At 69.5% G+C, this 15,374-nt stretch carries 15 protein-coding genes; 3 read left to right on the forward strand and 12 right to left on the reverse strand.

From position 1 onward, the window contains the following. Nucleotides 1-124 precede the first annotated feature (124 nt). Complete coding sequence (clpA, locus tag GXW71_RS01500; protein WP_211850603.1) at nucleotides 125-2,470, forward strand: ATP-dependent Clp protease ATP-binding subunit ClpA; 2,346 nt, start codon at nucleotides 125-127, stop codon at nucleotides 2,468-2,470. A gap of 145 nt (nucleotides 2,471-2,615) precedes the next feature. Continuing rightward, nucleotides 2,616-2,972, forward strand: a complete 357-nt coding sequence (locus GXW71_RS01505; RefSeq protein WP_211850604.1) for a carboxymuconolactone decarboxylase family protein — start codon at nucleotides 2,616-2,618, stop codon at nucleotides 2,970-2,972. 81 nt (nucleotides 2,973-3,053) lie between these two features. Here the strand turns inward: GXW71_RS01505 and GXW71_RS01510 are convergent, their stop codons facing one another. Further along, complete coding sequence (locus tag GXW71_RS01510; protein WP_211850605.1) at nucleotides 3,054-4,157, reverse strand: hypothetical protein; 1,104 nt, start codon at nucleotides 4,155-4,157, stop codon at nucleotides 3,054-3,056. Nucleotides 4,158-4,345: 188 nt separating this feature from the next. Here GXW71_RS01510 and GXW71_RS01515 point away from each other — a divergent pair, with 188 nt between their 5' ends. After that, the gene (locus tag GXW71_RS01515; protein WP_211850606.1) at nucleotides 4,346-5,047 is read left to right on the forward strand and encodes a DJ-1/PfpI family protein; all 702 of its coding nucleotides are present in this window, start codon (nucleotides 4,346-4,348) and stop codon (nucleotides 5,045-5,047) included. Nucleotides 5,048-5,059: 12 nt separating this feature from the next. Here the strand turns inward: GXW71_RS01515 and GXW71_RS01520 are convergent, their stop codons facing one another. From GXW71_RS01520 to GXW71_RS01570, 11 genes are all read right to left on the reverse strand, one after another. Then, a complete protein-coding gene (locus GXW71_RS01520; RefSeq protein WP_246526181.1) occupies nucleotides 5,060-5,941 on the reverse strand; it encodes a polyphosphate kinase 2 family protein in 882 nt (293 codons plus the stop codon). Then, nucleotides 5,938-7,170: an MFS transporter gene (locus GXW71_RS01525; protein ID WP_211850607.1), complete on the reverse strand. Its 1,233-nt coding sequence runs from the start codon at nucleotides 7,168-7,170 to the stop codon at nucleotides 5,938-5,940. Before GXW71_RS01525 ends, GXW71_RS01520 begins: the two co-directional genes overlap by 4 nt. Nucleotides 7,171-7,265: 95 nt before the next feature. After that, entirely contained in the window at nucleotides 7,266-7,793 is a 528-nt protein-coding gene (locus GXW71_RS01530) for a DUF6973 domain-containing protein (RefSeq protein ID WP_211850608.1), read from the reverse strand. Next, on the reverse strand, nucleotides 7,790-7,975 hold the full coding sequence (locus GXW71_RS01535; protein ID WP_211850609.1) for a hypothetical protein: 186 nt from the start codon (nucleotides 7,973-7,975) through the stop codon (nucleotides 7,790-7,792). The genes GXW71_RS01530 and GXW71_RS01535 overlap by 4 nt, the downstream gene beginning before the upstream one ends. A 119-nt stretch (nucleotides 7,976-8,094) precedes the next feature. After that, a complete protein-coding gene (locus tag GXW71_RS01540; RefSeq protein ID WP_211850610.1) occupies nucleotides 8,095-8,955 on the reverse strand; it encodes a helix-turn-helix transcriptional regulator in 861 nt (286 codons plus the stop codon). A gap of 113 nt (nucleotides 8,956-9,068) precedes the next feature. Beyond that, nucleotides 9,069-9,929, reverse strand: coding sequence for an endonuclease/exonuclease/phosphatase family protein (locus GXW71_RS01545; RefSeq protein ID WP_211850611.1), 861 nt, complete (start codon nucleotides 9,927-9,929; stop codon nucleotides 9,069-9,071). Between the two features lie 32 nt (nucleotides 9,930-9,961). Further along, complete coding sequence (locus tag GXW71_RS01550) at nucleotides 9,962-11,962, reverse strand: DNA/RNA helicase domain-containing protein (protein WP_211850612.1); 2,001 nt, start codon at nucleotides 11,960-11,962, stop codon at nucleotides 9,962-9,964. Next, the gene (locus GXW71_RS01555) at nucleotides 11,959-12,834 is read right to left on the reverse strand and encodes a DMT family transporter (protein ID WP_211850613.1); all 876 of its coding nucleotides are present in this window, start codon (nucleotides 12,832-12,834) and stop codon (nucleotides 11,959-11,961) included. Before GXW71_RS01555 ends, GXW71_RS01550 begins: the two co-directional genes overlap by 4 nt. Nucleotides 12,835-12,847: 13 nt before the next feature. Then, a complete protein-coding gene (locus GXW71_RS01560; RefSeq protein ID WP_211850614.1) occupies nucleotides 12,848-14,014 on the reverse strand; it encodes a GNAT family N-acetyltransferase in 1,167 nt (388 codons plus the stop codon). 42 nt (nucleotides 14,015-14,056) lie between these two features. Next, nucleotides 14,057-14,524: a RidA family protein gene (locus GXW71_RS01565; RefSeq protein WP_211850615.1), complete on the reverse strand. Its 468-nt coding sequence runs from the start codon at nucleotides 14,522-14,524 to the stop codon at nucleotides 14,057-14,059. 84 nt (nucleotides 14,525-14,608) lie between these two features. Then, a partial coding sequence (locus GXW71_RS01570) for a TSCPD domain-containing protein (protein WP_456315979.1) occupies nucleotides 14,609-15,374 on the reverse strand: 766 nt, incomplete at its 5' end.

The raw sequence follows: 15,374 nt of genomic DNA on the forward strand, positions 1-15,374 counted from the left end.
CCTTCGTCACTGTTTGCAACGCAGTGCTTCAGGGGATGCGGAAGCTGCTTCGCCTCCCATATGATGATGTGATGACGGGCCGGGGCGACGGATGCGCCCGGCTCCGACAGGGGAGCCTCTGACCATGCTGTCCCGCAACCTCGAACAGACGCTCCACCGGGCCCTCGGCTTGGCGAATGACCGCCGGCACGAATACGCGACCCTCGAGCATCTCCTCCTCGCGCTGGCCGACGATGCCGACGCGACCACGGTGCTGCGCGCCTGCGGCGTCGACATCGACAAGCTGAAACGCGATCTCGGCGAGTTCCTCGACAAGGACCTCGCCGGCCTCGTCACCGACCGCTCCGGCGACCCGAAGCCGACTGCCGGCTTCCAGCGGGTGGTCCAGCGCGCCGCCATCCATGTCCAGTCCTCCGGCCGCGATGAGGTGACCGGCGCCAACGTGCTGGTCGCCCTCTTCTCCGAGCGTGAGAGCCATGCCGTCTACTTCCTGCAGTTGCAGGACATGACGCGGCTCGACGCGGTGAACTTCATCAGCCACGGCATCGCCAAGGCCCCGGGCCGCAGCACGCCGCGCCCGGTGCAGGGGACCCCGCAGCCGGAGGAGACGCCCGAACGCGGGGAGGAGAAGCCTCAGCGTGCGCCGCGCGGCCAGGACGCGCTTTCCAACTACTGCGTCAACCTCAACAAGAAGGCGCAGCAGGGCAAGATCGACCCGCTGATCGGCCGCGACAGCGAGATCGAGCGCACGATCCAGATCCTCTGCCGCCGCACCAAGAACAATCCGCTCTATGTGGGCGACCCCGGGGTCGGCAAGACCGCGATCGCCGAAGGCCTGGCCAAGCGCATCATCGAGGGCGACGTGCCGGAGGTGCTGCTGAAGTCGACCATCTATGCGCTCGACATGGGCAGCCTGCTGGCCGGCACCCGCTACCGTGGTGATTTCGAGGAGCGGCTGAAGGCCGTGGTGCAGGAGCTGGAGAACCAGGCCGGCTCCATCCTGTTCATCGACGAGATCCACACGGTGATCGGCGCCGGCGCTACCTCCGGCGGCGCCATGGATGCGTCGAACCTGCTGAAGCCGGCGCTGGCCCAGGGCACGCTGCGCTGCATCGGGTCGACCACCTACAAGGAATACCGCAACTACTTCGAGAAGGACCGCGCCCTGGTCCGCCGCTTCCAGAAGATCGACGTCAACGAGCCGACGCTCGAGGATGCGGTGAAGATCCTGCAGGGCCTGAAGACCAACTACGAGAAGCACCACAAGGTGAAGTACACGCCCGAGGCGATCCGCGCCGCGGTGGAGCTCTCGGCCAAATACATCCACGACCGCAAGCTGCCCGACAAGGCGATCGACGTGATCGACGAGGTCGGCGCCAGCCGCATGCTGCTGCCCGAGAACAAGCGGCGGAAGACGGTGACGCTGAAGGACGTAGAGGACATCGTCGCCAAGATCGCGCGCATCCCACCCAAGTCGGTCAGCACCGACGACAAGGAGGTGCTGAAAAACCTGGAGCGCGACCTGAAGGCAATGGTGTTCGGCCAGGACAAGGCGATCGAGGCGCTTTCCGCCGCGATCAAGCTGTCCCGCGCCGGGCTGCGCGACCCGGAGAAGCCGATCGGCAACTATCTGTTCAGCGGCCCGACCGGCGTCGGCAAGACCGAGGTCGCGAAGCAGCTCAGCAAGACGCTCGGCATCGAGCTGATCCGCTTCGACATGTCCGAATACATGGAGCGGCACAGCGTCAGCCGCCTGATCGGCGCGCCGCCGGGCTATGTCGGCTTCGACCAGGGCGGCCTGCTGACCGACGCCATCGACCAGCATCCGCATGCCGTATTGCTGCTCGATGAGATCGAGAAGGCGCACCAGGATCTCTTCAATATCCTGCTGCAGGTGATGGACCATGGGAAGCTGACGGACCACAACGGCAAGACCGTCGATTTCCGCAACGTGATCCTGATCATGACGACGAATGCCGGCGCCGCCGACATGGCGAGGCCTACCATCGGCTTCGAGCGCACGACCCGCATCGGCGAGGACACGGAGGCGATCCAGCGGATGTTCACGCCGGAATTCCGCAACCGCCTCGATGCCACCGTCCCCTTCTCCAGCCTCTCGCAGGAGATCGTGGCCCAGGTGGTCGAGAAGTTCGTCATGCAGCTCGAGGCGCAGCTCGCCGACCGCAACGTGACGATCGAGCTCTCCTCCGCGGCCAAGGAATGGCTGGCCGAGAAGGGCTACGACCCGCTCTATGGTGCGCGGCCGCTGGCGCGCGTGATCCAGGAGCACATCAAGAAGCCGCTTGCCGAGGAGCTGCTGTTCGGCCGGCTGACCAAGGGTGGTTCGGTCAAGGTCGGCCTCAAGGACAATGCCCTGTCCTTCGATTACGTGGAGGCGGCGCCCCCGGCGCTGCCGAAGCCGGAGGAAGGCGAGGGCGACGCCGAGGCGACGGCCGAATCCGCCGGCTAGAGCGTGATGACTTGAGGGAGCATGATGCGTGAGCGCTTGTCAGCGCATCACGCTCTAACGCGGCGCTCCTTCGGGGCCTATGGACAGGGAAGGGCGCGGGCCGCAGGCTTCGCGCCCTTTGCTTTTCCACATCAGGGGCACCGCAATGACCGCCGATACCCGCATCGAGAACTGGGATGAGTACAGCGCCGGCCTCCGCGACCGTGGGAAGGATCTGCGCGGCCTGCATCCGGAATTGGTGAAGGGCTTCGTGGCGCTGAACACCGGCGCCGCGACCACCAGGCATCTCGACGCCAAGACGCGTGAGCTGATCGCGCTGGCCGTCGCCGTCACCACCCGGTGCGAGGGCTGCATCGACAGCCATTCGCGCAAGGCCCGCGCGGCGGGCGCGACGAAGGAGGAGGTGGCGGAAGCCCTCGGCGTCGCCATCGCACTCAATGCCGGCGCCGCCTTTACCTATTCCCTGCACGTCCTGGACGCGTTCGACGGCGCCGGGACCTGAGCCGAGGCGCGGTTATCCTGGAACAGATCCCGTTCAGGCGGAATCGCCCGGACGGGGTCTGCTTGCGCGGCTCGCGAGCCGTCAGGCGCTGAGCGGCAGCAGGATGTTGACGGCGACATAGCCGATGCCCGCCGCGGTGACGGTCGTCACGTCGAAGGCGCGGGAGAGTTCCTTGTCCGCCCGGATATTCCAGATGTAGATCGAGACGATGGTGGCGATCAGCGAGAAGAAGATCGTGAAGAGGCCGATGAACGTCACGTATTCGACGAGGCCGAACTGCCCCGAGGACGGGATCAGCGACCCCGCGAGGTAGGAGTTCGCGACGGCGCCGAAGTAGGAGCCCGCGACCATCGAGAAGCGGGGCCCCGCATCGGAGGCCCGGAGCCCGAAGCTGGCGAAGGCGAGCGCCATGCCGGCGAAGAGACCGATGAAGACCTTGAAATAGACACCCATCCCGGACCGCTCGATGCGGACGCCGTAGGTGAACATGCTGAAGGTGCGGTTCCCTTGCCCTTCAAGCCGCGGGTCGCCGTAGGAGGAGCGGTAGGTGTGGGTCTTCGCGACCTGCTCCGAGCTGCGGGAGATGGTGTAGCCGGATACCCTGACGCGCGAACTGACGTTCGACGCCGGATCGGCGACGTAGCGCAGGCGCGTCGCGTCGAAGCGGGCGTCCTCGATGTAGAGGTTCAGCATGTGGTCGTCCCGGGGAACCCGGGTCGTGTTGAAGAACTTCGTCATCCGGGCGGTGACGCGGTAGCGCTGATAGTTCGTCCCGTCCGCGCCGTAATACTCCTCCTGCAGGTCCCTTCGCGTGATGCTGCCGTCCACGAGGCGGAAATTGGCCCCGGGATTGAGGGCCCGGTCACCCTGCCAGCGAAACCAGATGTAGAAGGTCGGCGCCCAGAAGGAATCGCGGATGGAGAGGGTCTCGATCCCGTCGAGATAGAGGCCGATCGTGACGTTGGTGAAGTCGCCCGCCTCCGGGATGGGTTCCGGTGGGGTCTGGCCACGCTCGACCGCGCCGACCGTCATGCGCGCCCGATGGCCGGCGGCGGAGGAGACCCTTTCCCCGTGGACGACGGAAACCGCCGTCACCCCGATGCCGAGATAGATCAGGATGATGAAGCTGGCCCAGGCCAGCACGAAGAGCCGCTTGCGCAGCGTCAGGCCACTCCAGATTGCCACCAACCCGCTCCGCTCGTGAGAGGCCTCCCTACATCCGCATCGCTTAAGCAATGGCTTCGGAGCGCCGGCGCGCCGCGTTCGGGGCGAATGCGTGAGCGGCCGCCCTCGGCAGGAATCGCCTGGGCTTTGTCATTCCCGTCAGATCCTCGGGCCTCCTATCCTCCCGCCATCCCAACGGAGGTCCCCCGATGTCCGACAAGGCGCCCATGGCGGGCATGCTGCTGTTCCCCGCGATGACCCAGCTCGACCTCACCGGCCCCTATGAAGTGCTGGCGCGGCTGCCTGGCTGGCGCGTCGAGGTCGTTGCCAAGACCCGGGATCCCGTGCGCACGGACCGTGGGCTGGTGATCACGCCCTCGATGGGTTTCGCGGAGGCACCGCAATTCGATCTGCTCGTCGTGCCGGGCGGGCCGGGCACCGATGCCGCCATGCTCGACCCGGAGACCGTGGAGTTCGTGCGCGACCAGGCGCGGGGCGCGCGCCATGTCCTCGGCATCTGCACCGGCAGCCTGCTGCTCGGCGCTGCCGGTCTGCTACGGGGACGCCGCGCGGGCAGCCATTGGGCATCGCGCGACCTGCTCGCGCAATTCGGTGCCGAGGTGCGCGACGAGCGGATGACGATCGACGGCAATGTCTACACTGCCGGCGGCGTGACATCCGGCATCGACATGGCGCTGCGCCTGGCGGCCGACCTCGCGGGGGAAGATGTGGCGCAGCAGATCCAGCTCCAGATCGAATACGACCCGGAGCCGCCCTTCACCGCGGGCACGCCTTTCGTAGCACCACCGCACATCCTGGAACGCGCGCGGGCTTCGGGCGCGAAAATCCGTAGGTCCCGCGAAGCCGCGGTCGCAGAGGCCGCGCGCAACCTGGCGACTTCGAAAGGCTGAGTGGGAACCCCTCTAGCCGAGGGCCTGCTTCGCCGTCGCCAGCTCGGCCCGCGCCTTCTCGTCCAGTTCGGGGTAGCGCAGATCGAGGCTGTCCATCGCCTCCGCGATCGCGTCCGCCACGATGATGCGGGTGAAGCGCTTGTTGTCCGCAGGCACCACGAACCAGGGGGCCTGCGGCGTCGCGGTCGCGAGGATCGCCTCTTCATAGGCCGACTGATAGGCCTTCCAATGTGTACGTTCCGCGACGTCGCCGGCGTTGAACTTCCAGTTCTTCTCCGGCTCCTCGATGCGTTCCAGGAAGCGCTTGCGCTGCTCGTCCTTCGAGACGTTGAGGAAGAACTTCAAGATCACCACGCCCTGCCGCGCCAGATAGCGCTCATAGGCGGCGATGTCCTCCAGCCGCTCGTCGAAGATGCGCTTGGTCACCAGCCGATCCGGCAGCTTCTGCGCCGCCAGGATCTTCTGGTGCACGCGCACCACCAGCACTTCCTCATACCAGCTCCGGTTATGGATGCCGATCTGGCCGCGCTGCGGCAGCGCGATGGCGTGGCGCCAGAGGAAGTCATGGTCGAGTTCCGCGGCGTTCGGTGCCTTGAAGCTGACCACGTGGCAGCCCTGCGGATTGACGCCGGTGAAGACGTGCTTGATCGCCCCGTCCTTTCCCGCCGCATCCATCGCCTGGAAGATGCAGAGCACCGACCAACGGTCCTGCGCATAAAGCTTGTCCTGCTGCTCGGCCAGGATGCGCGTGCTGTCGGCGAGCATCGCCTGCGCCTCTTCCTTTTCCAGGTTCAGGCCGCCGGTATCCGCCGGATCATGGTCCTTGAGGCGGAACCCCTTGCCGCCCGTGATGCGATAGCGGTCGATCAGCTTGCGCAGCCGTTTTTCGATCATGCCCGTCCTCTCCCCTGGCCGAACCGCAGCATGGCGCAGCCGGAGGCGATATGCAGCATCAGCATGCCGCCGAAGGCGGCGCCATATCCCGCCGGGTCCCAGCCACCGGCCGTCGTGCGCGGCCAGAGATCCAGGACCCAGCCGATCGCGTTCTGCAGGAACACCACGATCAGCAGCATGGTGAAGTTGATCGCCGTCGCGACGCGCCCCGCGAGTTCGCGCGGGAACACCTGCGCCAGGGCCGCATAGCCCGGCGGGCCGCCGGCGCCGACGAAGCCGAAGACGAACCAGACCGGCCCGAGCACCGCGAGGCCGCCCTGCGGCCGGGTCAGCAGCACCCCCAGCATCACCGCCTGCCCGGCCAGCGCCAGCGCCGGCACGGTGACCCCCGGCCAGCCGCGCTCCTGCATCCGCGTCGTCCATTGCCCCATCATGAGGCTGCCGAGCGTCATCCCGAGTGCCAGGCAGAGCAGCGCCGCGGCGCGCGGCTGGTCGGCAAGCCCGCCCACGTCGCGCAGCCAGGGGCCGGCCCATAGGCCCATCATCGTGAAGTTCAGCGCCGAGATCATCGCGATCCCCGGCAGGAAGCGCAGGAAGCCGGCATGCTGGAAGATGCGGCCATATTCCGCCACCTCGTCCCATAACCGCCGCGGTGTTCGCGCCGTCGCCCCTGGGGGGCGGTCCGGCACGGAATTCCAGATCCAGATCGCGACGCCCAGGGCGATCGCCGCGATGCCCCAGAAGGCGCCGCGCCAGCCGATCGACGGCAGCAGCCATTGCACCGGCAGCGTCGCCGATAATCCGCCGAGGGCCGCGATGAAGACGCCGCGCCCGGTCATGGTGGCGACCCGCTCGCGTGGATACCATTGGGTATTGGCCTGCAGCATGCCCATCAGCCCGGCGGCGATGCCGATGCCGGTCACCATGCGCCCGACCCCGAGCAGCAGCGCGTCCGGCGCCATCGCCGAGATCACGCAGCCGATCGCGGCGATCGAGGCCAGCACCGTCTGCGTCCGCCGCGCCCCGAACAGGTCGAGCGCCAGGCCGACCGGCAATTGCGCCATGGCGTAGGTGACGAAGATCGCCGCGGCCAGCAGCCCGAGCCCACTTGCCGACAGCCCGAGTTCGAGCGCCAGCGGCGGCCCGATGGTCGCGATCACCGCACGCGCCATCTGGTTGACGAAGTTCATGCCGGCGAGCGGCAGGGTGACCCGAAGGAAGATGGACAAGCCGGCGCCCCAAACCGGTCCGCCGTGGCGGCCGGGCAATTGTCTTGGCTCCGACCCTAGGGGTTATGCGGGACGGCGCCCAGCCCTCCGATCGGTCAGCTCGAAGGCTGCAGCGACTTCGTCGGCACCAGCTTCCCGGTCTTCGGCTCGATGAAGCGGAGCCGGCCCTCGAACAGCGCCTTCAGCACCGCCTCCCGCAGGACCTCATTGGCGGCGCCCTTGGCAAGGGCACCGATGTCGAGGCCGACCTGGTTGTTGTGCAGGTCCATCGTCGACGCGAGTTTGACCAGCGGATCCTCGGATCGGATCTGATCGGCCTCATGCGCGAAGACGACGCGCATGGCGTCGTTGTAGCTGAGCTTGCTGGACAGCAGTGCCGACCAGTAGCCGTGCCGGACGGCATCGGCGGGGCCGTTGTTGCGCGACGCCTCGGCACGCTCCTCCTTCTGGGCCTCCGGCAGATCCTTCAGGAAGGCATAGGAAATCACCTTGGACCAGTAGAGGGCTTCGCTATGGGCCTCCTTCAGTACCAGCGCGTTCCGGGGATTCGCGGTGAGCACGCTCCACAACGTGCTTCTTTCCGTCGGGTTCATCGCCATGAGTGTCTTGATGATGCCGGTCATGCGTCGGTGAGCCCCGTCATGTCGTTCGTCCATGCCAAGTGACGAGACGCCGATGCCCGCCAAGCTGGCCCCTGCATGCCGGTGGTGCCCGGCAGGGTGCTGATCTCGCGCTGCGACGCGGTGGCGTCCGGCAGGTCAGGGCCATTGCCGGTCGCGCAGGCAATGAGCAGCAGCAGGATCAAGGGGGTGGGTCTGGCTGGCACAGGATGTCTCCGGCTGGCTCATTGCCAGACCGGAACGCCAGCGTCTTGAACGATGCCGGGCGCTTTGTCTGATCCTGCGCGGGTGAAGCGTTCCTGGTTCAGCGGCCTCGGCGGAACCGCCCCGGCGTCGTGCCGGTCACCTGGCGGAAGCGCCGGCTGAAATGCGCCTGGTCGGCGAAGCCGAGCGCCGCCGCGACCTCGGCCAGCGGCAGCGCGGGGCGTTCGAGCAGCAGCGCCTGCGCGTGCTCGATCCGCCGCCGCGTCAGATAGGCATGCGGGCTCTCGCCGGTCGCCGCCCGGAAGCCGCGCGCGAACTCGGCGAGCGAGAGGCCCGCCAGATCCGCCAGGTCTGGAAGCGCAGGCGGCCTCGCCGTGTTCCCGCTGGCCGCCGCCTCCATCGCGCCCAGAACGCGCGACAGCCGAACACCATCGAGTGCCCGTACCGGCACCCGACGCCGCGGCGTCGCCAGCGCCGCGGCGAGGAAGCAGAGCGCGTGATCGAGGAAGAGCCGCTCGCTGTCCCCGCCGTCCGCGCGTTCCGCGAGCTCGACCAGCACGGCGCGCAGGGCATCATCGCGGAAGGGCAGCAGGCCGCGGGTGAAGGCGCGGTCCGGATCGGCGTCGAGCGCTGCGAAGACCGCCTGCGGCAGGGAGAGCGTCAGCATCGACGTCCTGGCTTCGGCTTCGAATTCGAGATCGGTGTCGCCGGGCGTCAGCTCCAGCAGGCCGACCCGCGGAGGGGGCAGGTTGCGGATGCCCCCGACATGGCGGGTGATCCGTCCCGGCGTCACGGCCCGGCAGAGATGCAGGACGACCGCCTGCTGGTGGCGGGCGCGCAGGAAGGGCAGCGGCGGGTTCTCTGCCCGGATCAGCTCCGCTCCTTGCGGCAGGCTCGCGGCCGCGTAGCAGCCGCGGTCGAGCCCATTCTCGTCATAGGCGGCCGAGAAACCCCGCGCCATCGCCCAAAATCCTGTCCCGGCGGCCGCGCCCGGCGCGCGGCCTGGATCATCGTTCCGAGAAACGAATGCTCCGGGGCCTGCCTGCAGGGAGCGCGCGGGACCGTCCAGCGCCCTCAGGGGATTCGCAGGCGCAGGCTGACCGGGCAGTGGTCGGAGATGCGGTCGCGGAAGCGGCGGTCACGCTCGGCATAGACCAGCACGCGCAGGCTGCTCTCCTCTGCCCAGCCGCGCGCCGCGCCGCCGAGCAGGATATGGTCGATGAAGGCCCCGCCACCCCAGCAGGGGTTGGAGTAGCCCGCATTTGCGTGGTCCAGCGGCGCCGCCTCCGACAACCGCTCCACCAGCTCGTCATTGCGCTCGATGCGGCGGTTGAAGTCGCCGAGGATCATGAAGGCGGCGCCCTCGCGCCTCCGTTCCGCGATCCAGCCGGCCAGCACCGGGATCTGCCGGCCCAGGCTGTCGCATTCGCGCCGCTCCGACTGCGCGATCGGGCCCTCGCGGCAGCCGGCATTCAGATGGATGGACAGCAGCCGCAGCCGCGACCCGGTCTCGGTCTCCACTGTGATGTCGGCCCCGCGTCGCAGTGAGAAGCGCGCGGTCGGGCGCAGATCCAGCCCGACCAGGTCCGGGTTGCGGGTGACCCTGAGGTTGCGCCGGTAGGCGAAGCCCGGCCGCTGCACATCGTTCTCGTCGGTCAGGTGGAAGGCGTAGTCGCGGCTGTCGAAGACGCGGGCGGCGGCAAGCGGCCCGTCGACCTCCTGCAAGGCGACGATCGCGGCGTCCAGCCGCTCGGCATAGGACCGCAGCCGCGCGAAATCCTCAGGCGAGCGCGCGCGGATGTCGCGCGGCAGGTCCGGATGTCCGGTCGGCTTCGCGGTGAGCCAGGCGATGTTCCAGGTGGCGATCTTGAGTTCGGTGTCCGCCCGGGCCGGCCAGGCGAACAGCAGGATCAGGACGAGGAGCAGGGGGCGCATGGCGCCCATCCTGCCACGGCCGGCATGCGGCGTCACAGCAGGGCTGCCTGGGCGGCGGGCAGCGGCGGTGCCGCGGGCATCGGCTCCAGCGGCCGCGCACCGCAGGCGAGCAGGAATGCCGCGATAGCTTCGAATTCGCCGGGATCCCGTGTGACGTCGGCGGCGTCGCCCCGGGGGATATAGAGGATGGTCTCGTAGCGGGCGCGGGTCAGCAGCACGCGATAGGTGTTGCGGATGAAGTCGCGCTCCGCCGCATTCTGCACCGTCAGCCAGCGGTCGCCGGAGAAGCGCCGCATCGACCAGCCCGGTCCGCTCCGCAGCAGGTCGCCGCCCCAGGCGAGGCCAACCAGATCGAGCTCCAGCCCTTGGCAATCGTATTCGGTCGCGATCGTCTCCAGCGCGTCCGAGCCGCGCACATCCGGCCAGCGGCGCAGGAACCAGTCCGCGACGTTGTCGGTCTGCACGCCGAGGCCTTCCGCGCGCAGCCGCTTCGCTCCAGCCGAGGCCACCAGCCCGGCGCGTCGTGTCCCGCGCGCCAGGGCGCGCAGGCCGTGCCGCGCCGTGCCCAGATCGCGGGTCAGCAGATAGGGCAGGGCCTCCGCGTCGCGCGCGATCGCCGCCGCGCGGTCACGGTCGCCGTCCAGCACCGCGTCCACCCAGGGTGCGCCGTCGGCGCTGCGGATGCTGCGCATCGGCACCGTGAGGTCGAGATCGGGATCGAGCGTCAGCCAGGCCGCCGGCCCATCGGCCAGCCGCTGCGCCGGCGTTTCGGCGGTCAGCACCCGTGGTGCCGCGATCGCGTGCCAGCGGGTATCGGAGGCCACCACCCGGCCCCATTCCGCCAGCCCGGCCTCGCCGGTGTTGATCTCCTGCCCATTGCCGATCAGCGCGACGATGACGGCACCGTCCAGATGGCGTCCCATGATCTCCAGCGCATGCGCCGGCTCGCTCGCGGTCAGGCGGCTGACCCGCCGCTGCGTATCGCGCGTCGCCTGTGCCGCATCCCAGGCGCGCTGCGCTTCGTCGAAGACGATGATGCGCTCGGGTGGGATCTCGGCCGGGCGCAGGACGTGATGCTCCAGGAAACGATGGACATTCTGCAGCGCTGTCCGCGCACGGTCGCGCTGCAACGACAGCGCCCTGCCGCCCTCCGACGCGGCATTGCGCGCCAGCGCTTCCCGCAGCACGGCGACCAGGGGCACATTGCCGGTGAGGAAGGCTGCGCCATGCTCGCGCAGCGCACCGAACACCACATTCAACCCACAGAGCGTCTTGCCCGCGCCGGGGATGCCGGTGACGAAGACGATCAGGTGCCGATGTTCCCGCCGCGCCTCTGCGATGGCGCGCCCGATCGCCGCCGTGGTGCGCGTCAGGTTCGGCGCGTCGGCACGCGCCTCCGCGATCTCGGCGACCGAATTCCGCCGGTAGAGCATCGTCGCCGCCTCCAGCACGGTCGGTACCGGACGATAGGCGGCGCCCTCCCAGGCATCGGGATCGAGCGGCACGGTGGGCGGCGGCAGGGCGGCCAGCGCGTCCCGGATCATGGCACCGAGGTCATCGGCATTGCAGCGGAGCACCGTCGGCGCGACGCCGAAGCCGAGCGGCAGGGACGGTTCGAAGCGTCGCGGCGCCGCCGCCGTCGCGACCAGCACGGGCAGTATTGGATGGGCCCGGCTCGCCGCATGGAAATCGAAGAGGTCGAGCGCGTAATCCTCGGCCTGGGCCAGTGCCGCGGCCTCATGCGTGGTGCCGCGGTGCTTCACCTCGATCACCAGGATGGCGCGATCGGTGAGCAGCACCGCGTCGATGCGCCGCTCCAGTCGCAGCAGGTCGTATTCGAAGAGGATGCGCCAGGCCTCCGGCGCACCGACCAGCGCACGGCGCAGCAGCGCGGCCGTCGCTTCCCAGGCGTTCATCTGCGCGGGCTCGATGGCGGCATGCCGTCGCGCCTGCGCCGCGGCGAGATGCGCGGCGATCGTCGCGTCGGGCACGGCGGCGAATTCGCGCACCGAGAGCGAGAGCCAGGCCCTCATCCGCGCCCACGTCCTGGCCAGGTCGCCAGCAGCAGGCTCATCAGCATCAGGGCGAAGCCCGCCGCATGCACCAGCGTCGCGCTCTCTCCCAGGAAAACCACTGCGACCAGAGCGGCGCTCGCCGGCAGGAAGGCGGTGAACACGCCCGCCATGCCGGCCGGCACCCGCTTCAGCGCCGCGTACCACAGCAGCAGGCAGATGACGCTCGCCGTCAGGCTGTGGAACAGCATCAGCACGGCGATATCAGGCTCCGCCATCGCCGCGGCGGCGCCGATCCCGGGCAGCAGGAAGGGCAGCAGCAGCAGCACGGAGAAGACCTGCATCCAGAGGCTCGCCGTCACCACCGGGACGCGCGCGCCGAGGCGCTTGGCCAGCAGCACATACATCGCCTCCCCGCAGACACCCGCGAAGACCAGCAGGTTGCCGGCCATGCTGCCGCCGGCATCCGGCGCCGCGCGTGCCAGCACCAGCGCACCCATGCCGCAGGCGGCGAGTGCGACGGCCGCCCATTGCCGCGCCGGCAGCCGCTCCCGCAGCCAAGCGGCGCCGCCGATCGCGACCACCGCCGGCAAGGTCGCCAGCACCAGCCCCGCCTCCAGCGCACTGGTCAGCCTGAGGCCGGCGAGCAGCCCCGCATTGTAGAGCACCGTCCCGAACAGCGCCTGTAGGCCGAGGTTTCTGAGGGCCACCGCATCCGGCCGCACCCGGCCTTCGATCGCGCGCGCCAGCGGCAGCAGCACGATGACGGCGATCGCGCAACGCAGCCCGGCGACGAGCGGGATCGGCAGTGCCTCGGCCAGCAGCTTCGCCACCGCGACATTGGCGCCGACCAGCGCCATCGAGAGCGCGAGCTGAAGATAGGCGATGCCCATACGGGGGCGGACCCTAATCCGCTTCGCAACTCTTCCGGAAGGGCGAAAGCTCCGCCAGACCCGCGATCTCGCGCTCCATCGCCGGCCGCTCCGCCGCCAGGTATTCAGCGACGCCCCGCTCCAGCCCGCGATGCGCGATGCGGTGCGCCGACCAGGTCGGCACCGGCATGTAGCCGCGCTGGATCTTGTGCTCGCCCTGCGCGCCGGCCTCGACGCGCGGCAGCCGGTGTTCGATCGCGAAGTCGATCGCCATGTAGTAGCAGAGCTCGAAATGCAGGAAGGGCGCCTCCACCAGCGTCCCCCAGTTGCGCCCATAGAGCGCCTCCCGTCCCAGCAGGTTCAAGGCGCCGGCCACCGGCTCCCCATCCTGCTCGGCGACCATCAGCACCACGTTCTCGCCCAGCGCCTCCCCCAGCAGCGGCCAGAAGCGCGGCTTCAGATAGGCGCTGCGGCCCCATTTCCGGTCGGTGGTGTCCTGGTAGAAGCGGTGGAAGGCATCCCAGTACCGCGGCGTGATCTCATGCCCGCGCAGCGTCTTCAGCACGAAGCCCGACAGCGCCGCGTCCCGCCGCTCCCGCCGCACCTGCTTGCGCTTGCGCGACGCCATGGCGCCGAGGAAGTCGTCGAAGCACCCATACCCCGCATTCTGCCAGTGGAACTGCACGCCGAGCCGCGTCAGCCAGCCCGCCTCCGCCAGCGCCGCCGCTTCCTCCGCTTCGCAGAAGGTCACATGCACCGAGGAGCAGCGTAGTGCCGTCATCGCCTGTTCCAGCGCTGCCGCCATCGCCGCCGTTGGCAGTGCGCAACCCTCGCGGATCAGCAGCCGTGGCCCGGGCACCGGGCTGAAGGGGGAGGCGACCTGCAGCTTCGGGTAATACTGCCCGCCGGCCCGCTCCAGCGCATCCGCCCAGCCGGCATCGAAGACGTATTCCCCGCGCGAGTGCAGCTTCACATACATCGGTGCACAGGCGAGCACGCGCCCCGCGGCGTCGCGCAGCACCGCATGCTGCGGCAGCCAGCCGGTACGGCCGCCAACGCTGCCACTCTCCTCCAGCGCATGCAGGAAGGCGTGGCTGACGAAGGGATTGCCGCCGCCCGCGCAGGCGTCCCAATCCGCCGCCGCGACATCGGCGATGCGCGGCAGCAGGGAGAGGGTCAATTCGGGCGGGGCTTCATCCATCACATCCAGATTTCGCCCCGCCCGCAGGAAGCGCAAGCCGCCTCAGGCGATCTCGAAGATGCCTTCGACCTCAGCGGCCGCGTCGCCGGGCAGCGAGGGCACGCCGATCGTGGTGCGGGCATGGCGCCCGGCGTCGCCGAACACCTCGACTGCCAGGTCGGAGGCGCCGTTCATCACCGCCGCATGCTGGGTGAACTCCGCGGGGGCGGCGATGAAGCCGCCCAGCCGCACCACCTTGGTCACGCGGTCGAGGTCGCCGTCCAGCGCCTCGCGGAGCTGCGCCAGCAGGTTGATGAAGCAGATTCGCGCCGCGCGCCGACCCTCATCGACCGAAACGCTCATGCCCACCTTGCCGGTGATCGCGATGCGGCCATCATCCATCGGCACCTGGCCGGAGATGACGACGAGGTTTCCCGTCAGGTTGTACGGAACATAATTCGCGATCGGCGCTGCCGGGCGCGGCAATTCGATGCCGAGCTCGGCAAGGCGCGCATCGATGCGTCCGGCCATGTGCTGTCTCTCTCCTGTGAATCGCGTGCGGGGTTGTAGCGTGGTTGGGCAGTGCCGGGGAGGGCTTTGCCCCTCCGCACCGCTTCACGCGACCCGGCGCAATCCGCGGGCCCGGCGGGGCGCTGCCACCGCCGGCAGGTCGAGCGGCAGCAGCGGCGGCGCGGCCGGGTTCACGGCCGCAGGCGCCGGCGGCAGCACGGGGTCAGCCAGATCACCGCGGCCGAGATAGGCGAAGGCCAGATGACGGAAGGCCCAGTCCAACACGCTGCTCGCCGCCTGGATACGGTCGTCACCCTCGACAGCGCCGGCCGGGGCGAAATCGGCATAGGCATAGGCCTCGATGTAGTCGGACAGCGGCACCCCGCGCGCCAGCCCGATCGAGACCGCCTGGGCCGTCGCGTCCAGCAGCGCCCGCAGCCCGTTGTCGCGGCCGAGCGTGAAGCCGATGCCGCGCAGCGCGCCGTCCGCATCCTCCTGGCAGCGCAGGGCCACGCGCTGCCCGCCGATGGTGACACGGTGCGCGGCATCGCGCACCGCGTGGCGGGGACGGAGCAGCAGCGGCAGTTCCGGCAGCGGGGCAGGTGCCGCGGCGGCGGTGGTCGCCGGGGCTGCGACAGCGACGGCGGCGGGCACCGGCCCGTGCAGGAAGGGGCCGACGGCCATCAGCATCTGCTGGCGGGCGGCGTCGTCCACCGGCGCCAGCAGCGCCTCGGCGCGCGGGCCGGCGCGGCGGGCGGCCTGGGTCGGCAGGTCACGCAGCCGGCCTTCGGCATCGATCGCCGGGCGCAGATGCCCTTGGGCGGGTGCCATGCCGCCGGTCTCGACGCCGAGCAGCGCCTCCACGGCATCC

The organism is Plastoroseomonas hellenica (genome assembly GCF_018129085.1).
GTDB classification, from domain to species: Bacteria; Pseudomonadota; Alphaproteobacteria; order Acetobacterales; family Acetobacteraceae; genus Plastoroseomonas; species Plastoroseomonas hellenica.

Coding starts and splice junctions, on each gene's coding strand:
- GXW71_RS01545 (WP_211850611.1), bottom strand. CDS start 9,929: ATGCGCCCCCTGCTCCTCGTCCTGATCCTGCTGTTCGCCTGGCCGGCC.
- GXW71_RS01540 (WP_211850610.1), bottom strand. CDS start 8,955: ATGGCGCGGGGTTTCTCGGCCGCCTATGACGAGAATGGGCTCGACCGC.
- GXW71_RS01505 (WP_211850604.1), top strand. CDS start 2,616: ATGACCGCCGATACCCGCATCGAGAACTGGGATGAGTACAGCGCCGGC.
- GXW71_RS01520 (WP_246526181.1), bottom strand. CDS start 5,941: ATGATCGAAAAACGGCTGCGCAAGCTGATCGACCGCTATCGCATCACG.
- GXW71_RS01515 (WP_211850606.1), top strand. CDS start 4,346: ATGTCCGACAAGGCGCCCATGGCGGGCATGCTGCTGTTCCCCGCGATG.
- GXW71_RS01530 (WP_211850608.1), bottom strand. CDS start 7,793: ATGACCGGCATCATCAAGACACTCATGGCGATGAACCCGACGGAAAGA.
- GXW71_RS01560 (WP_211850614.1), bottom strand. CDS start 14,014: ATGGATGAAGCCCCGCCCGAATTGACCCTCTCCCTGCTGCCGCGCATC.
- GXW71_RS01555 (WP_211850613.1), bottom strand. CDS start 12,834: ATGGGCATCGCCTATCTTCAGCTCGCGCTCTCGATGGCGCTGGTCGGC.
- GXW71_RS01565 (WP_211850615.1), bottom strand. CDS start 14,524: ATGGCCGGACGCATCGATGCGCGCCTTGCCGAGCTCGGCATCGAATTG.
- GXW71_RS01550 (WP_211850612.1), bottom strand. CDS start 11,962: ATGAGGGCCTGGCTCTCGCTCTCGGTGCGCGAATTCGCCGCCGTGCCC.
- clpA (WP_211850603.1), top strand. CDS start 125: ATGCTGTCCCGCAACCTCGAACAGACGCTCCACCGGGCCCTCGGCTTG.